At 65.8% G+C, this 17,776-nt stretch carries 11 protein-coding genes and 1 pseudogene; 10 read left to right on the top strand and 2 right to left on the bottom strand.

Annotated elements, in window-relative coordinates:
* Positions 1 to 165 precede the first annotated feature (165 nt).
* Together ACFVZH_RS36000 and ACFVZH_RS35995 are read right to left on the bottom strand one after the other, a co-directional pair.
* A complete protein-coding gene (locus ACFVZH_RS36000) occupies positions 166 to 684 on the bottom strand; it encodes a hypothetical protein (RefSeq protein WP_384904195.1) in 519 nt (172 codons plus the stop codon).
* A 482-nt stretch (positions 685 to 1,166) separates the two neighbouring features.
* Positions 1,167 to 1,904 carry a VOC family protein gene (locus ACFVZH_RS35995; RefSeq protein WP_384904194.1) on the bottom strand — a complete coding sequence of 246 codons (738 nt, stop codon included), beginning with the start codon at positions 1,902 to 1,904 and terminating at the stop codon, positions 1,167 to 1,169.
* A gap of 138 nt (positions 1,905 to 2,042) precedes the next feature.
* On the opposite strand from ACFVZH_RS35995, the gene ACFVZH_RS35990 reads away from it, so the two are divergent.
* The 10 genes and pseudogenes from ACFVZH_RS35990 to ACFVZH_RS35945 all read left to right on the top strand — a co-directional run bounded on the left by ACFVZH_RS35990 (position 2,043) and on the right by ACFVZH_RS35945 (position 17,623).
* Positions 2,043 to 2,339: a hypothetical protein gene (locus ACFVZH_RS35990; protein ID WP_384904192.1), complete on the top strand. Its 297-nt coding sequence runs from the start codon at positions 2,043 to 2,045 to the stop codon at positions 2,337 to 2,339.
* 165 nt (positions 2,340 to 2,504) lie between these two features.
* Entirely contained in the window at positions 2,505 to 2,807 is a 303-nt protein-coding gene (locus ACFVZH_RS35985) for a hypothetical protein (RefSeq protein ID WP_384904190.1), read from the top strand.
* Between the two features lie 66 nt (positions 2,808 to 2,873).
* Positions 2,874 to 3,059, top strand: a complete 186-nt coding sequence (locus ACFVZH_RS35980) for a hypothetical protein (RefSeq protein ID WP_384904188.1) — start codon at positions 2,874 to 2,876, stop codon at positions 3,057 to 3,059.
* 519 nt (positions 3,060 to 3,578) lie between these two features.
* The gene (locus ACFVZH_RS35975; RefSeq protein WP_093896494.1) at positions 3,579 to 4,007 is read left to right on the top strand and encodes a VOC family protein; all 429 of its coding nucleotides are present in this window, start codon (positions 3,579 to 3,581) and stop codon (positions 4,005 to 4,007) included.
* Between the two features lie 1,022 nt (positions 4,008 to 5,029).
* Positions 5,030 to 11,302, top strand: a complete 6,273-nt coding sequence (locus tag ACFVZH_RS35970; protein WP_384904186.1) for an RHS repeat domain-containing protein — start codon at positions 5,030 to 5,032, stop codon at positions 11,300 to 11,302.
* Entirely contained in the window at positions 11,302 to 12,087 is a 786-nt protein-coding gene (locus ACFVZH_RS35965) for a hypothetical protein (protein WP_384904184.1), read from the top strand. The genes ACFVZH_RS35970 and ACFVZH_RS35965 overlap by 1 nt, the downstream gene beginning before the upstream one ends.
* Before the next feature lie 400 nt (positions 12,088 to 12,487).
* Positions 12,488 to 12,952: a hypothetical protein gene (locus ACFVZH_RS35960; protein WP_384904183.1), complete on the top strand. Its 465-nt coding sequence runs from the start codon at positions 12,488 to 12,490 to the stop codon at positions 12,950 to 12,952.
* Between the two features lie 146 nt (positions 12,953 to 13,098).
* Positions 13,099 to 13,844 (top strand): annotated as a pseudogene (locus ACFVZH_RS35955) (transposase family protein).
* 452 nt (positions 13,845 to 14,296) lie between these two features.
* Positions 14,297 to 14,941: a hypothetical protein gene (locus tag ACFVZH_RS35950; protein ID WP_384904182.1), complete on the top strand. Its 645-nt coding sequence runs from the start codon at positions 14,297 to 14,299 to the stop codon at positions 14,939 to 14,941.
* A 393-nt stretch (positions 14,942 to 15,334) separates the two neighbouring features.
* Positions 15,335 to 17,623, top strand: a complete 2,289-nt coding sequence (locus ACFVZH_RS35945) for a protein kinase (protein WP_384904180.1) — start codon at positions 15,335 to 15,337, stop codon at positions 17,621 to 17,623.
* Positions 17,624 to 17,776 lie beyond the last annotated feature (153 nt).

Raw genomic sequence — 17,776 nt, 5'->3', positions numbered from 1 at the left:
ACATCTGGCAGACACCACCGCCGGCACCGGCTGCCAAGATGCTCGACGTCTGCGGACGCGAACGCCGCCTGGTGACCCGGACCAGGGAACGCTACGCCGTGCGACAGTTCCTGGAGGACGGCAGACACCATGATCAACCAGTCGAGATCATGCAGACGAGGGAACTCAGCAGCCCGCCGCGATACCGCTGTTCACGTACGAGTCGATGCTGATCGAGTAACCGGCACCGGTGGTGAGGTCTGGGCGGCTCCCATGGCCGTCCTCCGCGAGGCGTTCGGCGGTGAGGAAGACGATCTGCAGGCTCATTGCCTCTCTGGCGAAGCACAGGTCGTCGGGCAAGGCTTCGGGGTCTGGACTCCACCCGTGCTGTAGCGCCACCGTCCGGTAATGCGCAGCCACTTCGGCCCGTGTGCCGGGAAAGGCGTATGTCCGATCGGCGTACACCACCACATCGCCGCTGTCCGCCCAGCAGCCGGCGTCGACCTCCTCGAAGCCCCGGGCGACGGTGGCTCCGTCCGGCCGGGAGTCGAGGATGTCGAGCGCCGCCATCTCCTCCACCTGAGCGTCGGTCCCCTCGCAGTCCCGAGCGAGATCCAGCAGCGCGCAGCCGGTGAGCGGCGTGGCCACGAGCGCGGTCGTCAGGAACAGGGATATCGGGCGGGTGACGCCTGTCTGCAGGGGCAAAGCGGGCTCCAGGGTGATTGCCGGGGCAGGGCTGCCGGACAAAGACTCATCCGTGCCGGGTCCCGAGTGGGCACGGCCCAGTTCTACCAGCAGCCAGCACCCTCACTCGCTTTTTGTGGTGCTGATCAACCCTGCTCAGCCTGGTCGGGAGACCCTCCGGATTGCGGTGCAGACGTTCGAGGCGCCGGACGGCTGACGTCGAGCATCGAGCGGGTAGGGTGGGGGCGCATCCTGGCGTGAGGCCCCGGAGAAGACCTTAGGACCGTTGAGGAGCGATCGGGCAGGACGCTGATGCCGACCGATGCGGAACAGCTCAAATACGGAGTTGAGCGTGCTGATCAGGCCGCCGATTCGGAACTCCAGCAGCACCAGCCGCAGATCGACACAGGAGCGACCGGGGACATCATCTGCGTCCCGGTCGCGCACGCCGACGCCACGGTCTTCGCGGCCCACCCGGAACCGTCCGGAGTCGAAGCTCAAGATCAGCGAGGGGTGAGGAGGCAGAACTCGTTGCCTTCCGGATCGACCAGAACCGTCCAGGGGATTGCGGACTGGTCGATACCCGGGTCGGTGGCGCCCAACGCGCGCAGTCGGGCTTCCTCCACATCCAGGTCGTCACCGGGATAGGGGCAGACGTCGAGGTGAACGCGATTCCACACGCTCTTGGTGTCGGGGGTGCGGACGAACTCCAGGTAGGGGCCCACGCCTTCGGCGGATCGCATGGCCGCGTGCTCGTCGGTGACCTCGTGCAGTGTCCAGTCCATCGCCTGGTCCCAGAACCGTGCCATCCCTCGCGGGTCGGCGCAATCGACCACCACCGCGGCGATCGGTCCGGTGTCCTGGTAGATCGGACGGGGCTCCAGGACGCAGAACTCGTTGCCTTCAGGGTCGGCCATGACCGTCCAGGGGACGGTGCCCTGACCAACGTCAACGAGCGTTGCACCGAGATCCTCCAGGCGCGCGACCAACTCCGCCTGATGGGCCGCCGAGGAGGTGGCCAGGTCAAGGTGCACCCGGTTCTTCACCGTCTTGGGTTCCGGGCGGGCGACGATGTCGATGCAGACGGCAACCGGGTCGGGGTAGGCGAAACCCACGGGTTCGAGGTTGGTCACACCAGGTCCCTCGCTGTCGACACCCCAACCGAGTGCCTCCGCCCAGAACCGGCCGAGCGCGGAGTCGTCCTGGGCCTTCATATTGATCTGTACGAGTCTCGTAGCCATGCAGCAGATCCTAGAATCTGCCGCCGCCTGGGGCCCCCGCGAGCAGACGTGCCATCGCCCCTCCGGCGGTTCCCACAGGTGCCCTCGTCGAGACTGCGTGAGTTTATGGGGGCGTAGGCGGTCGGCCCGCAGCCGGCGTTGTCCGCTGAGCCCGCCCCGCCCGCTGTCGTCGCGGTTACCGGCACACCCTTGCAATACAAAGGCGAAGCGATTCTCATCGCCACTGACCGCGCCGACACCATCCTCGAGATCCTCCCTGCCGGCGCCTCCAAGAGCGGCCACACCAAGGTCGCCGAGCAGATCGAGGTCGACTACGCCGACAGTGTCCTGCGCATCGTGACACCGACCCCCAAGGACCGGCTCTTCGGCAACTCCGGCTCCGTCGGGATCACCGTCCTGGCTTCGTTCATGAGAACCGGTTCTGGCTCAGGTTGATCCGTGCACTTTGAGTGACGACTGAACTCCCTGCGACGCTCAGGAAGTTGCCTCAGAACGAGCAGTGGCAGGAGTGGCTGGGCCGATAGTTCGGGGCTGTGAATGAGCTCTTGACCATGAGCCCTTGGCGAGGAGACGCCGACCGGGCTGCTCTATCCTTCTGTCGTGGCGAACTGGCGGCGGTCTCTGGGCGATGCGTTCTGGGCTGTGGATCGTGCCATCGGCGGGCAGCAACGTCCGACCTGGATCCAGAAGCGGGTGGCCCGACACCCGATCGGGGCCGGTCTCTGCCTGGCCGTCCCCTTCGCGCTCTTCTTCCTGATGGTGTCGCCAGAGGATGAAGCCCATGGTCCCCCGCTCGCCATGCTGGGCGGGCTGATCATGGGACTTCTCTTTGCTCTCGCCGCGAGCGCAGAGCGACTCCGGCAGCGTCGGCTCAAGCGGCTGGGTATTTGGGACGGATCTTGAGAGAGCCGGCTGGCTCACCCGCCACCCCGCCGCCCTGAGCTAGGAGGACCGCGTCGGCCGGCCTGGATGATGTCGGCCCGCTGTCCCGACCTGGACACGGCCGTCGGATACGTCCGCGTTTTCGGCAAGATGCTCACCGGCCGCCTCGGCTCGACGGTCCCTGCCTGGATCGACGCAGTCGACGCCAGCCAGCTGCCCGGGCTCACCGGCTTCGCACTCCACCTGCTCCGGAGGATGATCCTGCTGCAGTAGTCCGGAAGAAGTTCGCGGCGTTCCCCGGCGGGCCTTGTGTCGGCGATCCCGACGGAGACGGGTTCCTGACTTCCGCGGGCCCCCGAAACGCGATCGTTCTCTATCCCGACGACGCACCAGACTTGCTGCCCGACCTTGAGGGTGACCACACAGGCTGCTGCGGGTGGCATGGCCGGAGCGGCCTGAACCGAGTGTGCCTATGTGGCGCTGCTGTAGGAACAGAGATCAGCGAGTGCACCGCGTACGAACTCCACCTCGACCCAGCACAGGTCCATACGTGGGATGCCAACACCGTCGAAGGTCGGTGAGACAGAACATGAGGCATGGAGCCGAGGCTCAACCTCCCCCATGTCCTGTCTCCTGCGAATTGGCCCCTGCCTCAGGTGATCTGGTCCGAAGCGCTCGTCGTCTCAGGTGATCTGGCCCGTTGACGCTGCTCATGTCGCGCGAGACCTCGCCCCGCATGCCGTGGAACCCTCCGGGATTTCGGTGAACGGCACGCGCCCATATGGTGGGCCGATGACGTCGATCAAGAAGTTCCAAGTGACCTTCGACTGTGCAGAACCTGAGCGCCTCGCTCGTTTCTGGTGCGAGGTGTTGGGGTACGTCGTACCGCCGCCGCCGGAGGGGTTCGTCACTTGGGATGACTTCAAGGGCTCGCAGCCACCTGAGCAGCGGGATTCTTGGTTCGCCTGCATTGATCCCTCAGGCGTGGGCCCGCGGTTGTACTTCCAGCGCGTCCCCGAGGGGAAGGCCGCCAAGAACCGGGTGCATCTTGATGTGCGGGTCGGCACCGGACTCGTGGGTGAAGAGCGCCTCGCCGCGCTTGAGGCCGAATGCGCACGGTTGGTCCCGCTTGGCGCGGTACACGTGCAAACGCTGTACGACGGCAACGATTCGTGCATCCCGATGCTGGACATCGAGGGCAACGAGTTCTGTATCGACTGAGGGCAGCCGACGTGCTGGGCGGCGACCTCGCGTGACCTGGTGGGTTACGAGTCGTGGGTCGTGCGGGACACCGCGATGGCCCTGGACTTCGACCCTTCCGTGGTCTTCGCGTTCACCGAGAGGGTCTGCACAACGGTGGGGTGCTGCCATCGGGGTTGGCGACGAAGGACTCGACGGTCTCCTCGCGACGGTCGATGAACTCCACCCGCTGTCCCGTCCGGGCAGTCGTCTCGAAAGCCGTCAGCTCGTACCGGGCTTCCGGCGCTGGGGCCTCGCCTGCGGTACTGACGGTCGCGATGGACTCTGGTGCCCGCGTCAGGATCTGGTGATGCCCATCTTCCGTGATGCCTTTCTGGAGGATAGGGCGCCCTCTTTTCAGGTCACAAGAAAACCCTGTCCTTCCAGCGTCGGACTCCATTCTGACTATGGAAGTGGCGATACATCGGGCTCCTCCTTCGTAGCTTGCGTCGGAGGTTCGGAGCAAGGAAAGTTCGCCACAATCGGAATGCTCAAATCCGATTATGGCTCATCGCGGAAATGTGCATTTTGTCCATCAATGGCTCACAAGATGCCTGGTTGGACGGTTGCGCGGTCGGTCGCGCTCGCAGAGTGCCGTCGCAGATCCGTAGGCGCCTGACGTCAGGCGTCAGGCGGCAATCCGGAACCAGACTTGACATTTGTGCTTGCCAGGGATGTGCGTCGCGGTGTTGGATGCGCATGATCATCTGGCTTTTGCATGTTTCATCGGGGTGAGTATTTAGATGTTGTTCCGACATGGCTTTGCCATGCCCTTTTTCAGGCACCTGGAAAGAAGAACGGCGAAACGAACGCACGCTGGGATTGCCGGAGTTCTTTCCGCAGCCTTGAGCGTTTCTCTTCTTTCCGCACCTGCGTGGGCCGCACAGGCTCAGGCCCCCGGCCTGCCGCCCGTTCCCAAGACCGAGCCCGTGAACGGCACGGACTACGTCCCCACAGGGTTGAAGAGAAGACCCAAGGCGGACCAGCTCTGGCAAGCGCCGCCGGTGACCTGGCCCACCCCTGCGACGCGGCAGCTCACCGGTGATGCCGGTGAGTCGAACGCCGCGATGGTCGGCGGACTCCCGGTCCGTATCGGCCGCGCCATCTCGCACGCGAAGAAGACCGCCATCGGCAATGACCGCGTGGAAGTCGCTGTCAAGGATCGGGTCACGGCGCAGAAGGCCGGAGTCGAGGGTCTGCTGATGTCGCTGCGCGACATCGACTCGGCGAATACTTCTACGCGTCAGCGCGACGTGGAGATCGACTATGCGGCGATCCGCGGCGCCTACGGGGCCGGTTGGTCGTCGCGCTTGCGTCTCGTGACGCTTCCGGCGTGCGCGTTGACGACTCCGGAGAAGGCGGAGTGCCGCAAGCAGACTCCGCTGGCGACCGAGAATGACACCAAGAACCACACTCTGAGTGCCACGGTCACCACGACAGCTTCCGCGACCCCTCGGACTTCGGCAGCGGGCGGAGCGGCGAAGACGGCGGCCACGTTGTCTTCGCTCGCGATGAGCACCGCGGGAACGGCGGTCCTGGCCGCCACGGCCGGCGCCGGCGGCAGCGAGGGCTCCTTCGAGGCGACTTCGCTTGCCGCCTCCGGCTCCTGGTCGGCGGGCGGGAACTCGGGTGGCTTCGGCTGGAGCGTGCCCATCGACGTGCCCGCGGCGCCGGGCGGTCTCGTTCCGAAGGTCGCCCTCTCCTACAACTCGTCCTCGGTTGACGGTCGTACGGCGTCCACCAACAACCAGTCGTCCTGGATCGGCGAGGGCTGGGAGTACTCGCCCGGCTTCATCGAGCGCCGCTACGCCTCCTGCGAGAACGACAAGCAGGGCGGCAACAACACCGCCAAGTCCGGCGACCTGTGCTGGAAGTCGGAGAACGCCACCCTGTCCCTCAACGGCTCCTCCAACGAGCTCGTCTGGGACGCCTCCAAGAGCACGTGGAAGCTCCAGGCGGATGACGGCTCCCGTGTTGAGCGTGTCTACGACAGCACGACCAACAACTCGGGTGACGAGGACTACGAGTACTGGAAGGTGACCACGGTCGACGGCACCCAGTACTGGTTCGGCAAGAACCGCCTCCCGGGGTGGGCTGCCGGAGAGTCGGAGACGAACTCCGTCTTCGCGGTGCCCGTCTACGGCAACCATGACGGCGAGCAGGGCAACGGCGCCGACTTCGCCTCCTCTGCCGAGCAGCAGGGGTGGCGCTGGAACCTCGACTACGTCGTGGATCCCCACGGCAACGCGATGGCCCTCTACTACGCCAAGGAACAGGGCTATTACGCGCAGAACAGCAAGGTCGACGAGGCGAAGGCGTACACGCGCGGCGGCTACCTCAACCGGATCGACTACGGCCTTCGTGCCGGAGCCGTGTACACCCCCGCCAACCCGGCCGGCCGGATCACCTTCACCACGGGCAACCGCTGCTTGGCAGCAGACTGCGCCTTTGACGAGGCGCACGCCACCAGCTGGCCCGATACCCCGGTCGACCTGAACTGCACCTCGGGCGCCAAGTGCCTGCAGGCGTCGCCGTCGTTCTGGTCGAAGCAGCGCTTGACCGGTATCAACACCTTCTCCCTCGTCGGGACCACCCTGCAGCCGGTCGACACCTGGACTCTGGCCCAGTCGTTCCCCGAGACCGGTGACACCTCCACCCCATCGCTCTGGCTGGACTCGGTGCAGCACACCGGCAAGGCCGGTGGCCTCGCCGACATCACTCTGCCCAAGACCGTGTTCGGCGGTGACCTGATGCCGAACCGGGTCGACGCTGCCGAGGGCAGGCCCGCACTGAACCGCAAGCGCATCACCAGCGTCACCAACGAGACCGGCGGTCAGACCCTCGTCACGTACAGCGCCAAGGAGTGCACCCCGACCACGCTGCCCACGGCCCCGGACACCAACACCAAGCGCTGCTACCCCTCGTGGTGGACCCCGGACGGCTACGTCGACCCGGTCAAGGACTGGTTCCACAAGTACCTCGTCACCCGCATCGACGAGAACGACACCACCGGCGGAAGCGGCTCGGAGTCGAAGGTCACCAGCTACGAGTACACGAATGGGCCGAACTGGCGTCGCGACACGGGTGAGTTCACCCTGGACAAGCATCGTACGTGGAACGACTTCCGCGGATACGGAACCGTCCGCACCTACACCGGTGCCACCAACCGGGTGAAGACCGAGAGCACCTACTACCTCGGCATGGCCGGTGACACCCTCGCCAACGGCGCACCCCGGGCCGTTCCCGTCGTGAACGGCGTCACGGACCGCGAGGACTTCGCCGGACGCGTCGCCTCCAGCTCGACCTACGACAAGGACGGCACCGGCGGGAAGATCGTCACCAGGACCACGCACACCCCATGGGCGTCCGCCGCGACGGCCACCCAAGTGGTCAAGGGCATCACCGACCCCGACAAGCCGAACGACCCCGCTCCCGTGCTCCAGCCCAGGACGGCGTACCTCTCGGGAACCGAGACCGAGAAGGCCGGCACCCTCCTCGACGACGGCACCACCTGGCGCACGCTGACCGTGACCCGAAGCTTCGACAGCACCTACGGGCTGCTTATCTCAGAGTCCGATGACGGCGCGGGAACCGTCGAGACCCGCTGCACCTACACGGACTACGTCACACCGGACACGACGAACTGGCTCATCGCGTACCCCAGCGAAGTCGTCACCACCGACAATGTGTCGTGCCTCTCGCGGCCGAACGAGGTCACTGGCCGAGCCCGCACCTACTACGACAACCAGGTGCTGGGAGCAGCGCCTGAGCCGGGCAAGGCCAACCCCACCAAGACGGAACAGCTCTCCGGTCATGAGAGCGACCTGACTCCGGTATGGGACACGGTCTCGCAGGCCACCTACGACCAGTACGGACGTGTGGGGATCGCCAAGGGTCAGGACGGCCAGCCGGTCACCACGACCTACACCCCGGACACCGGCGCGCAGCCCACGACCGTCAACGTCAAGAACGTCAAGAACCACACCACGACCACCACCCTCGACGGCATGCGTGGCCTCGCCCTGACGTCGAAGGACGCCAACAACCGCACCTCGAGCAGTGAGTACGACGCACTGGGCCGGCTGACCAAGGGCTGGAGCACGGGCCGCGCGACCACCACAGAGCCCAATGCCGCCTTCACCTACAACCTCTCCAACAGTCTCCCGTCGACCATCACGACGAAGAAGCTCTACGAGAACGGCGTGTGGGGCACCAGTACCACCTTCTACGACTCGCTCCTGCGTGCTCGTCAAACCCAGGCCGACGCCACCGGAACCACTGGCCGACTGGTCAGCGACACGTTCTACGACGACCACGGCCGCGCCTATCTCTCCAACGCGCCCTTCTACAACAGCGCAGCCGTTTCGAACACGATGCTGGTCGTCACGCCCAACCAGATCCCGCAGGCGACGCGCAGCGAGTACGACGGGCGCAGCCGCGTCACCGGGCATGTCCAGCTCTCTCTGAACGTGGAGAAGTGGCGCACCGGCACCACCTACGGTGACTACTGGACCGCCAGCGTCCCGCCCGCGGGTGGCACTGCCACCCTGACGGTCACCGACGTGCGTGGCCGTACGACGGAAGAGCGTCAGTACAAGGACCGCAATCCGCTCATCGGGGCCGCGGCAAGCCAGTACGAGAAGACAACCCGGAGCTACGACAAGTCCGGTCTGCTGGCCTCCATCACCGACTCGTCCAAGCGGAACTCCTGGACCTACACCTACGACCTCCGCAACCGACAGGTCGCGGCGACCGACCCGGACAAGGGCGCCAGCACCACTCGCTACAACGCCGACGGCCGCGTGGAATCAGTGACCGACGGCCGCCGAAGCATGACCCTCGCCACCACCTACGACGAACTGGGCCGCAAGACCAGCCTGCGCAGCGGCTCGGTCACCGGCACCAAGCTCGTCGAGTGGACCTACGACATGACGGGCGGTCTCGGGCTGCCTGCCACGTCCACCCGCTACGACTCCTCTGTCACGGCGAACGCCGCATACAAGACCGCGGTCAGGGGATACGACGCCACCGGCCGGCCCACGGGAACGACCGTGACCATCCCGTCAGTGGCCGGTGAGGAACTGCTCGCAGGCACCTACACGGTCGCCACCACAGCCACGCCGGTCAGCGGACTGCCGGAAACCGCCGCCTACAGCACCACCAACACCAACGCCACCACGCACCTGCCCGCCGAGACCGTCACCAACCACTACGGCGCGCAGGACATGCTCGGCGTTGTCGACGGCACCCTCGGCCAGGCATACCTCCGTGGCGCCGCCTACACCCCTTACGGAGAGCTGGCTCAGGCTCAGCTCGGCAACCTCGGCAAGATCGTCACCCAGACGAATTCCTACGAGGCGTCCACGCGGCGTCTGATCAGCTCCAAGACCGACCGCGAGGCGACCGGCCCGGCCACCCCGTCCAGCATCACCTACAGCTACGACCCCGCCGGCAACATCACGTCCATCCGCGACGCCCAGGACGACGGCGCCTCCCTCGACCAGCAGTGCTTCGCCTATGACTGGGCGCGCCGCATCGCCGAGGCGTGGACCTCGGGTGACGCCTGCGCGAGCAAGCCCGTCAACGGCACCGGCACCCCGAACCTGGGCACCGTCGACCCCTACTGGACCAGCTGGACCTTCACCGACACCGGCCAGCGGAAGACCGAGACACTCCACAAGGCCGGCCCCATCACGGCCGACACGACCCGCACCTACGGCTACCCCACCACCACCGGCGCCGCCCAGGCCCATGGTGTCCGCACCGTCACCGCCACCGGGGGTGCCACCGGATCGGACACCTACACCTACGACGACGCCGGCAACCTCACCAAGAAGGTCCCTGCCAATGCCGGCCCGGTCCAGGACCTGATCTGGAACGAAGAGGGCAAGCTCGCCACCTCCACCGTCTCGGGCAAGACCACGTCGTTCCTCTACGGCGCCGAGGGCACTCGGATGGTGAAGCGCGACCCGACCACCACCACGCTCTACCTGCCCGGCGGCCAGGAACTCGCCCTCACCCGCAAGGCCGGCACGACTCCCGCCGCCCTCACGAACGGCACCCGCTACTACACCGTTCCCGGCGGCTCCGCCATCCGGACCAGCAGTGACGGCAAGGTCCGCCTCCTCGTCGGCGACCACCACAACACCAACACCCTCTCCTTCAGCGCCACCACCCTCACCTTCAACCGTCGAAAGTCCCTCCCTTACGGTGGGCAGCGCGGCGCCGCACCCGCCTTCTGGCCCGGCTACAAGGGCTTCGTCAACGGTGACATCGACCCGACCACGGGCTTGACCCACATCGGCGCCCGCGAGTACGACACCAGCCTCGGCCAGTTCATCAGCGCCGACCCTCTTCTGGAGATCGACAAGCCCCAGACCCTCAACGGCTACAGCTACGCAGCACAGAACCCCGTCACCTTCTCCGACCCCACGGGCCTCGGAACCGATGACGGCACCGGCCACACCGAACGGCCAGGAAAGAAGTCCGGGGAAGGTACGGGCAAGCCCCGTGGTGGGACCGGGAAGCCTGGCAACAAGCCCAACCCGAAGCCCAAGGCCGACGACTCGACCGGCAAGTCGACGGGAGGGTCCAGGAGCGATGTCGAAAGGAAGAAGTGGCTCGATGCTCGCGTAGAGTGGCTGAAGAGGCCCGACAATCCGATCATCGGAAGCTATCTCAACCAGATTCGGGAAATCGACGACTCGGTCTGCCGACGTGGATCGCGCGACGGATGCGGATATGCCGGAAGGGCATCGGACGAGTATCTCGATGAGATGATCCGAAAGATCGCCTCACTGATTGACGAGTCGAGCGCAGATTTCAGCAAGAAGCACTTCGATCTCCTCACCAAGCCGAACTCGAAAGTCACCACCAATGGCTTCACGACGGGTGAGTACCAGATCGCGTGGGACTTGGCGGCGAAGGGGGCGAAGGTGGACTTGATTCCGGAAGGATCCGGAAAGAGTGCTGACGCCTATGTGAACGGTGCTGCGGCAGAATTCAAGGCCGCACAGAGCACCAAAGCCTCGGCCATCGAGAGGAATCTGCGGACCTCCAAGGGCAAGGGTGCGAAGGAAGTGTACATTCACATGCCCCCGGGGACGGAGTCCGTTGACGCCATGGAAACCGCGACCAAATACTTCAATAACAACTCGGTAGACTTCGAAAGGTACGTGATCTACAGCCGGTCCAACAGTATCTTCGAGTCCGGTTGGACCGTCTCCGGGACTCCCGATGGAAGCCCTGAATGCACAAGCGAGTGGGGTTGTGGCTGATGTCGATCGACGCCGAACTGCACATCCGATGGGGTGCGGGAGAACAGCCGCTCGAAGAGCGCTTGGCTGAAGCCCTTGCGCTCAATCCCGACCCCGTCAACCCGGCTTGGCGCGAAGGGCTGGCACCGGACGGATCGCGCTATGGCGTACGGGTCAGTACCGATGCCGGTGACATCGTCGGGCCGACCGTGTATTCCCCTGGCATCAGCACCGGACAAGAGACCCCTCGATACTCCGTAATGCTCCATGTCTCCCCGAACCGCGTGGGGGACGACGTGGAGGATGGATTCGCATCGATGCGCTCCTACTGCCGCCAGATCATCGAAACCCTGAAGCATCGATGGAAAATCATCGAATACGCCTTCGCTGTGGAATCAGACGGCCTTGTCAACTACGGCCTGACGGCATCGGCGAGCCAACTCTCCGGCGAGTACGCGGATCTGCATGTGTGGATCGGATCTCAAACTCCCTTCGATCTGGAATCTTTCATCACTTCGGTCGAATTCTCTTCTGTCGATGCACCTGCGGCGGCAGTCGGGAAAATACTCGGTTCTTCAGACCCGGGCGAGATCGTCGAGTCACTGACGGAGCGCGTTTCTGAACTGGACCATCAGAGAATGCTTGTCATTTCTGGAGTGCGGTCAGAAGAGGCGAATTCGGTGATGGAATCACTCGTCTCTGAAGTCAGTACGCAATTCCCGGGCATCGACTTGGCGATCTGGATCGACGGCGTTCTTCACAGATACGAAGTAGAGCTCCTCCCTCTCTCCGCGACGCGACAGTAGCGGGGCGGACCATCCCAGGGCCGGATTCTGGCAGCCATCACGCTGCCAGAATCCGGCCTTCGCGCTGACCAGACCCCTGACGTCCCCGGAGACTTCATCATGGGCGCCTCGGTGCTTCCCAGGGGAACGCCTCCTACCTGACTCGCGCCAGCGGTGCAGCCGTTCTGGTAGCCGATCTCGGTCGCTGGAGCTCGGTGTCGGAGTCCGCGCTGGGGCGACTGTTGGAGGCGGACCTGCGGACGCGGCCGCGCCGTATCGTCATCGTCAACTCCCCACACGAACCACTCCTGTAGGCACGAACCATTCTGCGCGCGGTGAAGTTCGCGGTCCGCTGGACGGAAACCGGCGGCTGCGAGTTCACCGAGGCGACCGCGCGGCTGGCCCACATTCCGGCGGGCGCGTGGGACGACCTGCCACCGGCGACGCGCTCGTGCTCCGCGGCGGCAGAACCCTGTACGTCGTGAAGGGCCCGGCCGGCCTCGCCCGGCAGGAGTTCGCCGACCCTGCGAACGTCCACCGTCTCGCGCTCTTCCCCGAGGAAATGACCACCAAGGAGTTGGCGACCGGCAGGAGCGGCCCCTGGGCGGCCGTGCCGTACGCCTGGAAAGGCGAGGCCGATAGGGAGCTGGATGTCCGGAACGTGGTTGCGCGGCGCCGTACTCCGGTTCCGTCGCCGAAGGGGAACGGTCTGCGCCACGTCGCCTTCGCCGGAGCGGACCTGTACCTCGGCTACCGTAACGGCGACGTCCGGCGCTTCCACTTCACCGATGGCGCTTGGCACGCCGCCGGCGTCCGACGACTGCCCGCATCCATCGTGGGCCTGCGGACTCTGGACGAGACCGACCTCCGCAAACGGGACCCGTGACGAGTGGCAGCGCTACGTAGGCGCCGGACAGCCCTACGCACCGGTCTGCGCCGACCGACCCGGAGGGAGTTGGCAGCCGTGATCCCCCCGGACCGTCGGACGAGGGGGCGTCACCGGACCGACGAGCAACTGTTCCGTATCCTGCGATGCTCGACATCCCGTACGAGCTGGTCGAGCACGTCTCCTGACTCATCTACGCCCGAAGGCGTGAACTGAACTCGCCATGGAGACGGCTCGGCTGCTTCAAGCAGGCACTTCTCTTCCTGGCCCACCTGCGGAAGAACGAGACGTTCGCCCAGCTCGCGGCCGGGTTCGGTGTCTCGGTCGCGACGGCCTGGCGCTACGTCGACGAGACGATCGAGGTGCTCACCGCCGGGGCACCGGGCCTGCACGAGGCCCTCACCGGACTGGGCGAGGGCGATCACGTGATCGTCGACGGCACCCTCATCCCCACGACCGCATCAAGGCGGACGAGCCGTACTACTCGCAGAAGCACAAGCAGCACGGCATGAACGTGCAGGTCATCGCGCGCCCCGACGGCACACCGCTCTGGTTCTCCCGAGCGACACCGGGCCGCACCCACGACCTGACCGCCGCGCGTGCCCACGGCATCGTTCAAGCCTGTCTCACCCGGCAGATCCTCGTCCTCGCGGACCGCGCCTACCAGGGCGCCGGCACTGCATTCCGAATCCCGTACTATCGCCACCGCGAACAGCCCGAGCGCTAACAGCAGTTCAACCGCGACCACGCCCGACTCAGAGCACCCGGCGAACGCGCCTTCGCACAGCTGAAGTCCTGGCGGCTGCTCTGCCGAGCGCGATGCTCCACCCGCCGTATCGGCACCATCGTCCAGGCCGTCCACACCCTGCTGACCTGCAGCTATGCAGGATGAAACGGCTCACTGGAACAGCTGCGCCGACCGGTGCAGGACGAATGGCCGCCGATGCTTCTTCCGGCTACGCCGAGCATTCGCCTGCTGAATGGATCGAGCCAGGCGGATCACGCTTTGCCACGTTCGTCAAGATGCCTGTGGGGTGCAGGCGTTGTACGGTGAAGGAGAGAGGCGTCGCAGCCCGTGCAGTAGGTCAAGGGCGTGATGCCACGGGTCGCCATTTCGGGTCCTTTCATCGACGGGGAACGAGAGTTCCGTCCAGGAGCATGGTCGGTGAACCGGGGTTCATGAGTCAGCAAGATGGGTGTCACCTACGGGGCGACTTGGCTGACATTCCCAAGGCAACCCACGAGATATTCAAGGGCAGCACCGCACCAAGCGACCACGGCTGCGCCCAGTCCCGTCCCCGCCGACTCTCCCTGGCATAACGACAGCCAGTGGTTCTATGACGGGTGTACGAACCGGAGAACAAGATGGCTGCGGAATTCGATAAGATCGCAATATGGTTCGTTGCATTCATCCCGATGCCCGTTGTCCAGGTGCTGGATGACTGCTTTCACGGCGACGGCCGGGACTTCAGTTCCGATCCCAATGAGCAGCGTCTCCGTGTGCGGTCAGACATCGTCGTGTCCGGATTCCTGGCGGATGACCCACAGGAGACGGACTTCCATCAGTGCGGCGAAACGCTGAAACTGGACTGTGCGACAACTGAGGTCCTGGCCACGGCGACTGCCGGCACCGACGGGATGTCGTTCCATCACTTCAACGTCGGAAACACCTTCCCCGACCCCGAGGGCGGAGTGGTCGACAACCCGAACGAGTTCTGTGTCAACTTCCTCTACGACGGCGCTTCCTCCAATCCCCTGGCCGGGGCGGTATCACCCGACGTGGACATGAATGCCTTCGTCACGATCGATCCGATCGGCCGTACAGTGTCTCTTAGAGGGGCGACCAACGCATTCCCCGACTACGAGGCATACGCGAGCGTCGACGACGGCGCACCCGTAGTCCTCTTTCGGCAGAAGCACTCGCTCGACCCAGTTTTCGGGCTCCCCGGTGGCGCCGACCAGACCGTCAGCGCCATGGTTAGCGTCTAAAGACTCACCGACGAGATAGGCGCATTCCCGTGTCCGTCGTCGTCCCGGCTCGGTAGTCAAACCCTTGCACGAGGGCCTGGTCCCGGTAGCCGCCGGGTCCGGGGCCTCGTCATTCCGGCTCTCGATGCGCAACTGCGCCGACTGCTGCAGGCTGCAGGAGTTCTCCCTACGTTCTGAACGGAGGCAGCCGGGACACAGGGTGGCTGGGCGGCATGCCTGCCGGCCCTCTGACAGTGATCTCCCGCTGCACCAAGGGCTCTCACTCGCTCGGGTGTGAGACGCTCCGTTGAGAGCGAAGAAGTATGCAAGAGGGCTTCGTGTGCACGGAGTTGCACTGAGGTACTGACGCGTCGGAGAGGGTCGATGGAGCTGTTGGGGGAGTGGGACGCGCCGGTGCTCGGGCCGTACCGGCTGGTGGCCGAGCTGGGGCGGGGCGGTATGGGACGCGTGCTGCTTGGTGTCACGCCGGACGGGCGTCTGGCCGCGGTTAAGGTGGTGCGCTCTCAGTTCGTGGAGGACGACGGATTCCGTACACGCTTCCGCCGTGAGGTGGAAGCATCCCGAAGGGTGTCTGGCGCGTATACGGCCGCTGTGGTCGACGCGGACGCGGACGCACCGCTGCCGTGGCTGGCTTCGGTGTTCGTTCCTGGCCCACCTCTGAGCGAAGTCGTGGAAAACGTCGGTCCATTGCCGAAGAAGGCGGCGGCGCGCCTGGCCGCAGGTCTCGCCGCCGCCCTGGCCGAGATCCACCGGGCCGGGCTGATCCATCGAGACCTCAAGCCGTCCAACGTGCTGCTCGCCGTGGACGGGCCCCGAGTCATCGACTTCGGGATCGCACGGGCAACCGACAGCCAGGGCGGCACCGAAATCACCCACACGGGCTGGCTGGTCGGATCCCCCGCCTTCATGTCCCCGGAACAGGCCGAGGGGCGTGAACTCACCCCGGCCAGCGACGTGTTCTCGCTCGGCACGGTGCTGATCCATGCCTGCACCGGGCAGAGCCCGTTCGCGGGTCCCGCTGCGCCACAGACCCTCTACAACGTCGTACACACCGAACCCGACCTCGCGTCGCTCCCGGACGAGCTGCGCGGCCTCGTGGCACGGTGCCTGGCCAAGAACCCGTCCCAGCGGCCCACTCCGGCCGGGATCCTGGAGTCCCTTGGGCGGCTCGCCCCGTCCGCACGGCCCTGGCCTGCCGCCGTACACGCCCTGATCGACACGCAGCACGCCGAGATCCTTCGAGTCCTCGACTTGCCCGAATACGGCGGCGTGCTCGTGGAATCCGGGACCGCGACGCTCGTCCGAACCGTGCCGTCCGCGGACGGCACCCCGCGCCTGTCAGGGCACGAGGAGCCAGCCCCCCAGGATGTCGGCCCTCCGACTGGCGCCGGTCTCGCGGACCTGCCGACCGAGACCGCGGTCCCGCCGAAGGCCGGACCGTCCGCTGACCGGGTTCCCCTGGCCGGCGCCTCGACGGCCGAGCCATCCGACAGGCTGCCAGAGGATCCGGCCCGACTCCGGCGTCCGAGCCGCCGTGCGCTCCTGCTCGGCTCCCTGGGCGCCGGTGTCGCCGCGGCAGTCGCCGTCCCGCTCACCTGGGACCGGCGCTCCGGTCCCTCCGGCCAGGGAGGTTCCGGGGCGTCTCCGTCGCGGAGCACATCACCGTCGGTGACCCCGAGCACCTCCCGGTCCACGTCGCCCTTCCCCGAGCGGACGTCCAAGTTCATCGTGTCCAGCAAGTCGGACACCATGCTGAGCACCGCGGAGTTCAGCCAGGACGGCAGGTACATAGCCGTCGGTGACCAGGACGGCGGCGTCGTGCTGTGGCACAGCTCCACCTTGGAGATCGCGGCCGTCCTCGGCAGGTCCGAGGTGAACTTCGACAACACGACCAGCGACCTGACGTTCAGCCCGGACGGCTCACTGCTCGCGAGCGTCGACGACTACGCGACGATCACACTGTGGGACGTCGCATCCCGGAAGAAGGCCGCGACCCTTCACGGTGACAAGAGCCAGCAGAAGTCCTGGGTGACGGACTACCTGAGCTTCAGCCAGGACGGCAGAACCCTGGCATTCAGCGCGAACCGCACGATCGCGCTGTGGGATGTCAGGTCCCGCGACAAGATCGCCACCCTGATCGACGCCCCGGACGACGACGCGGAGTACGTCGCCGAAGACCATATAAAGGGCGTGGCGTTCACCCGGGACGGCCGCACCATCGTCTCGTGCAACGAGCTCGGGAAGCTGCGCTTCTGGGACATCCGCCAGCAGAGGGTCACCGCCACTGTCCAGGGGAGGGAGGAGGGCCTGCTCGACCTCGTCGCCAGCCCGGACGGCCGGGTGCTCGCGGCTGCCGCTCTGGGAGGGGTGACCCTGTGGCGCTCGGACAGCCGTAAGGAGATCGAGACCCTGCCCTTCAGCAACGAGTGGGTCAGCACCCTGGCGTTCAGTTCGGACGGTAAGTTCCTGGCCGCCGCCGAGCACGGAGGGGCGGCCCAGGTCTGGTCCACCACCACCTGGAATCCCACCCACAAGTTCGACCAGTGGATCAACGAGGCGACGGATCCTCTCAGGGGGGCTATGTCGGATTCACCCATGCCGAACAACCTCTCCTTCAGCCCCGACGGCAAGCTCCTGGTCGAAACCCTGGACTACCACCTGATCGTCTGGAAGCTTGGCTGATCACCAGAGGACGTGGCAGGTGTTGCTGCTCCGGCCGCGAGGGGACCAGAGCGTGAGACAGGACGCCATGTCCCTCGAATGAGACGCCCGGGAACGCCCAGGCCGTCGCGACGGAGCAGGGTATTCCAGATGAGGGCCGCAACGGCACCGGGA

Origin of the sequence: Streptomyces sp. NPDC059534 (assembly GCF_042743475.1) — a bacterium.
Lineage (GTDB): Bacteria > Actinomycetota > Actinomycetes > Streptomycetales > Streptomycetaceae > Streptomyces.
The sequence above is the reverse complement of the archived record's forward strand: the minus strand, read 5'-3'. Positions and strand labels throughout refer to the sequence as shown.

Coding starts and splice junctions, on each gene's coding strand:
- ACFVZH_RS35995 (WP_384904194.1), bottom strand. CDS start 1,904: ATGGCTACGAGACTCGTACAGATCAATATGAAGGCCCAGGACGACTCC.
- ACFVZH_RS35975 (WP_093896494.1), top strand. CDS start 3,579: ATGACGTCGATCAAGAAGTTCCAAGTGACCTTCGACTGTGCAGAACCT.
- ACFVZH_RS35980 (WP_384904188.1), top strand. CDS start 2,874: ATGATGTCGGCCCGCTGTCCCGACCTGGACACGGCCGTCGGATACGTC.
- ACFVZH_RS35965 (WP_384904184.1), top strand. CDS start 11,302: ATGTCGATCGACGCCGAACTGCACATCCGATGGGGTGCGGGAGAACAG.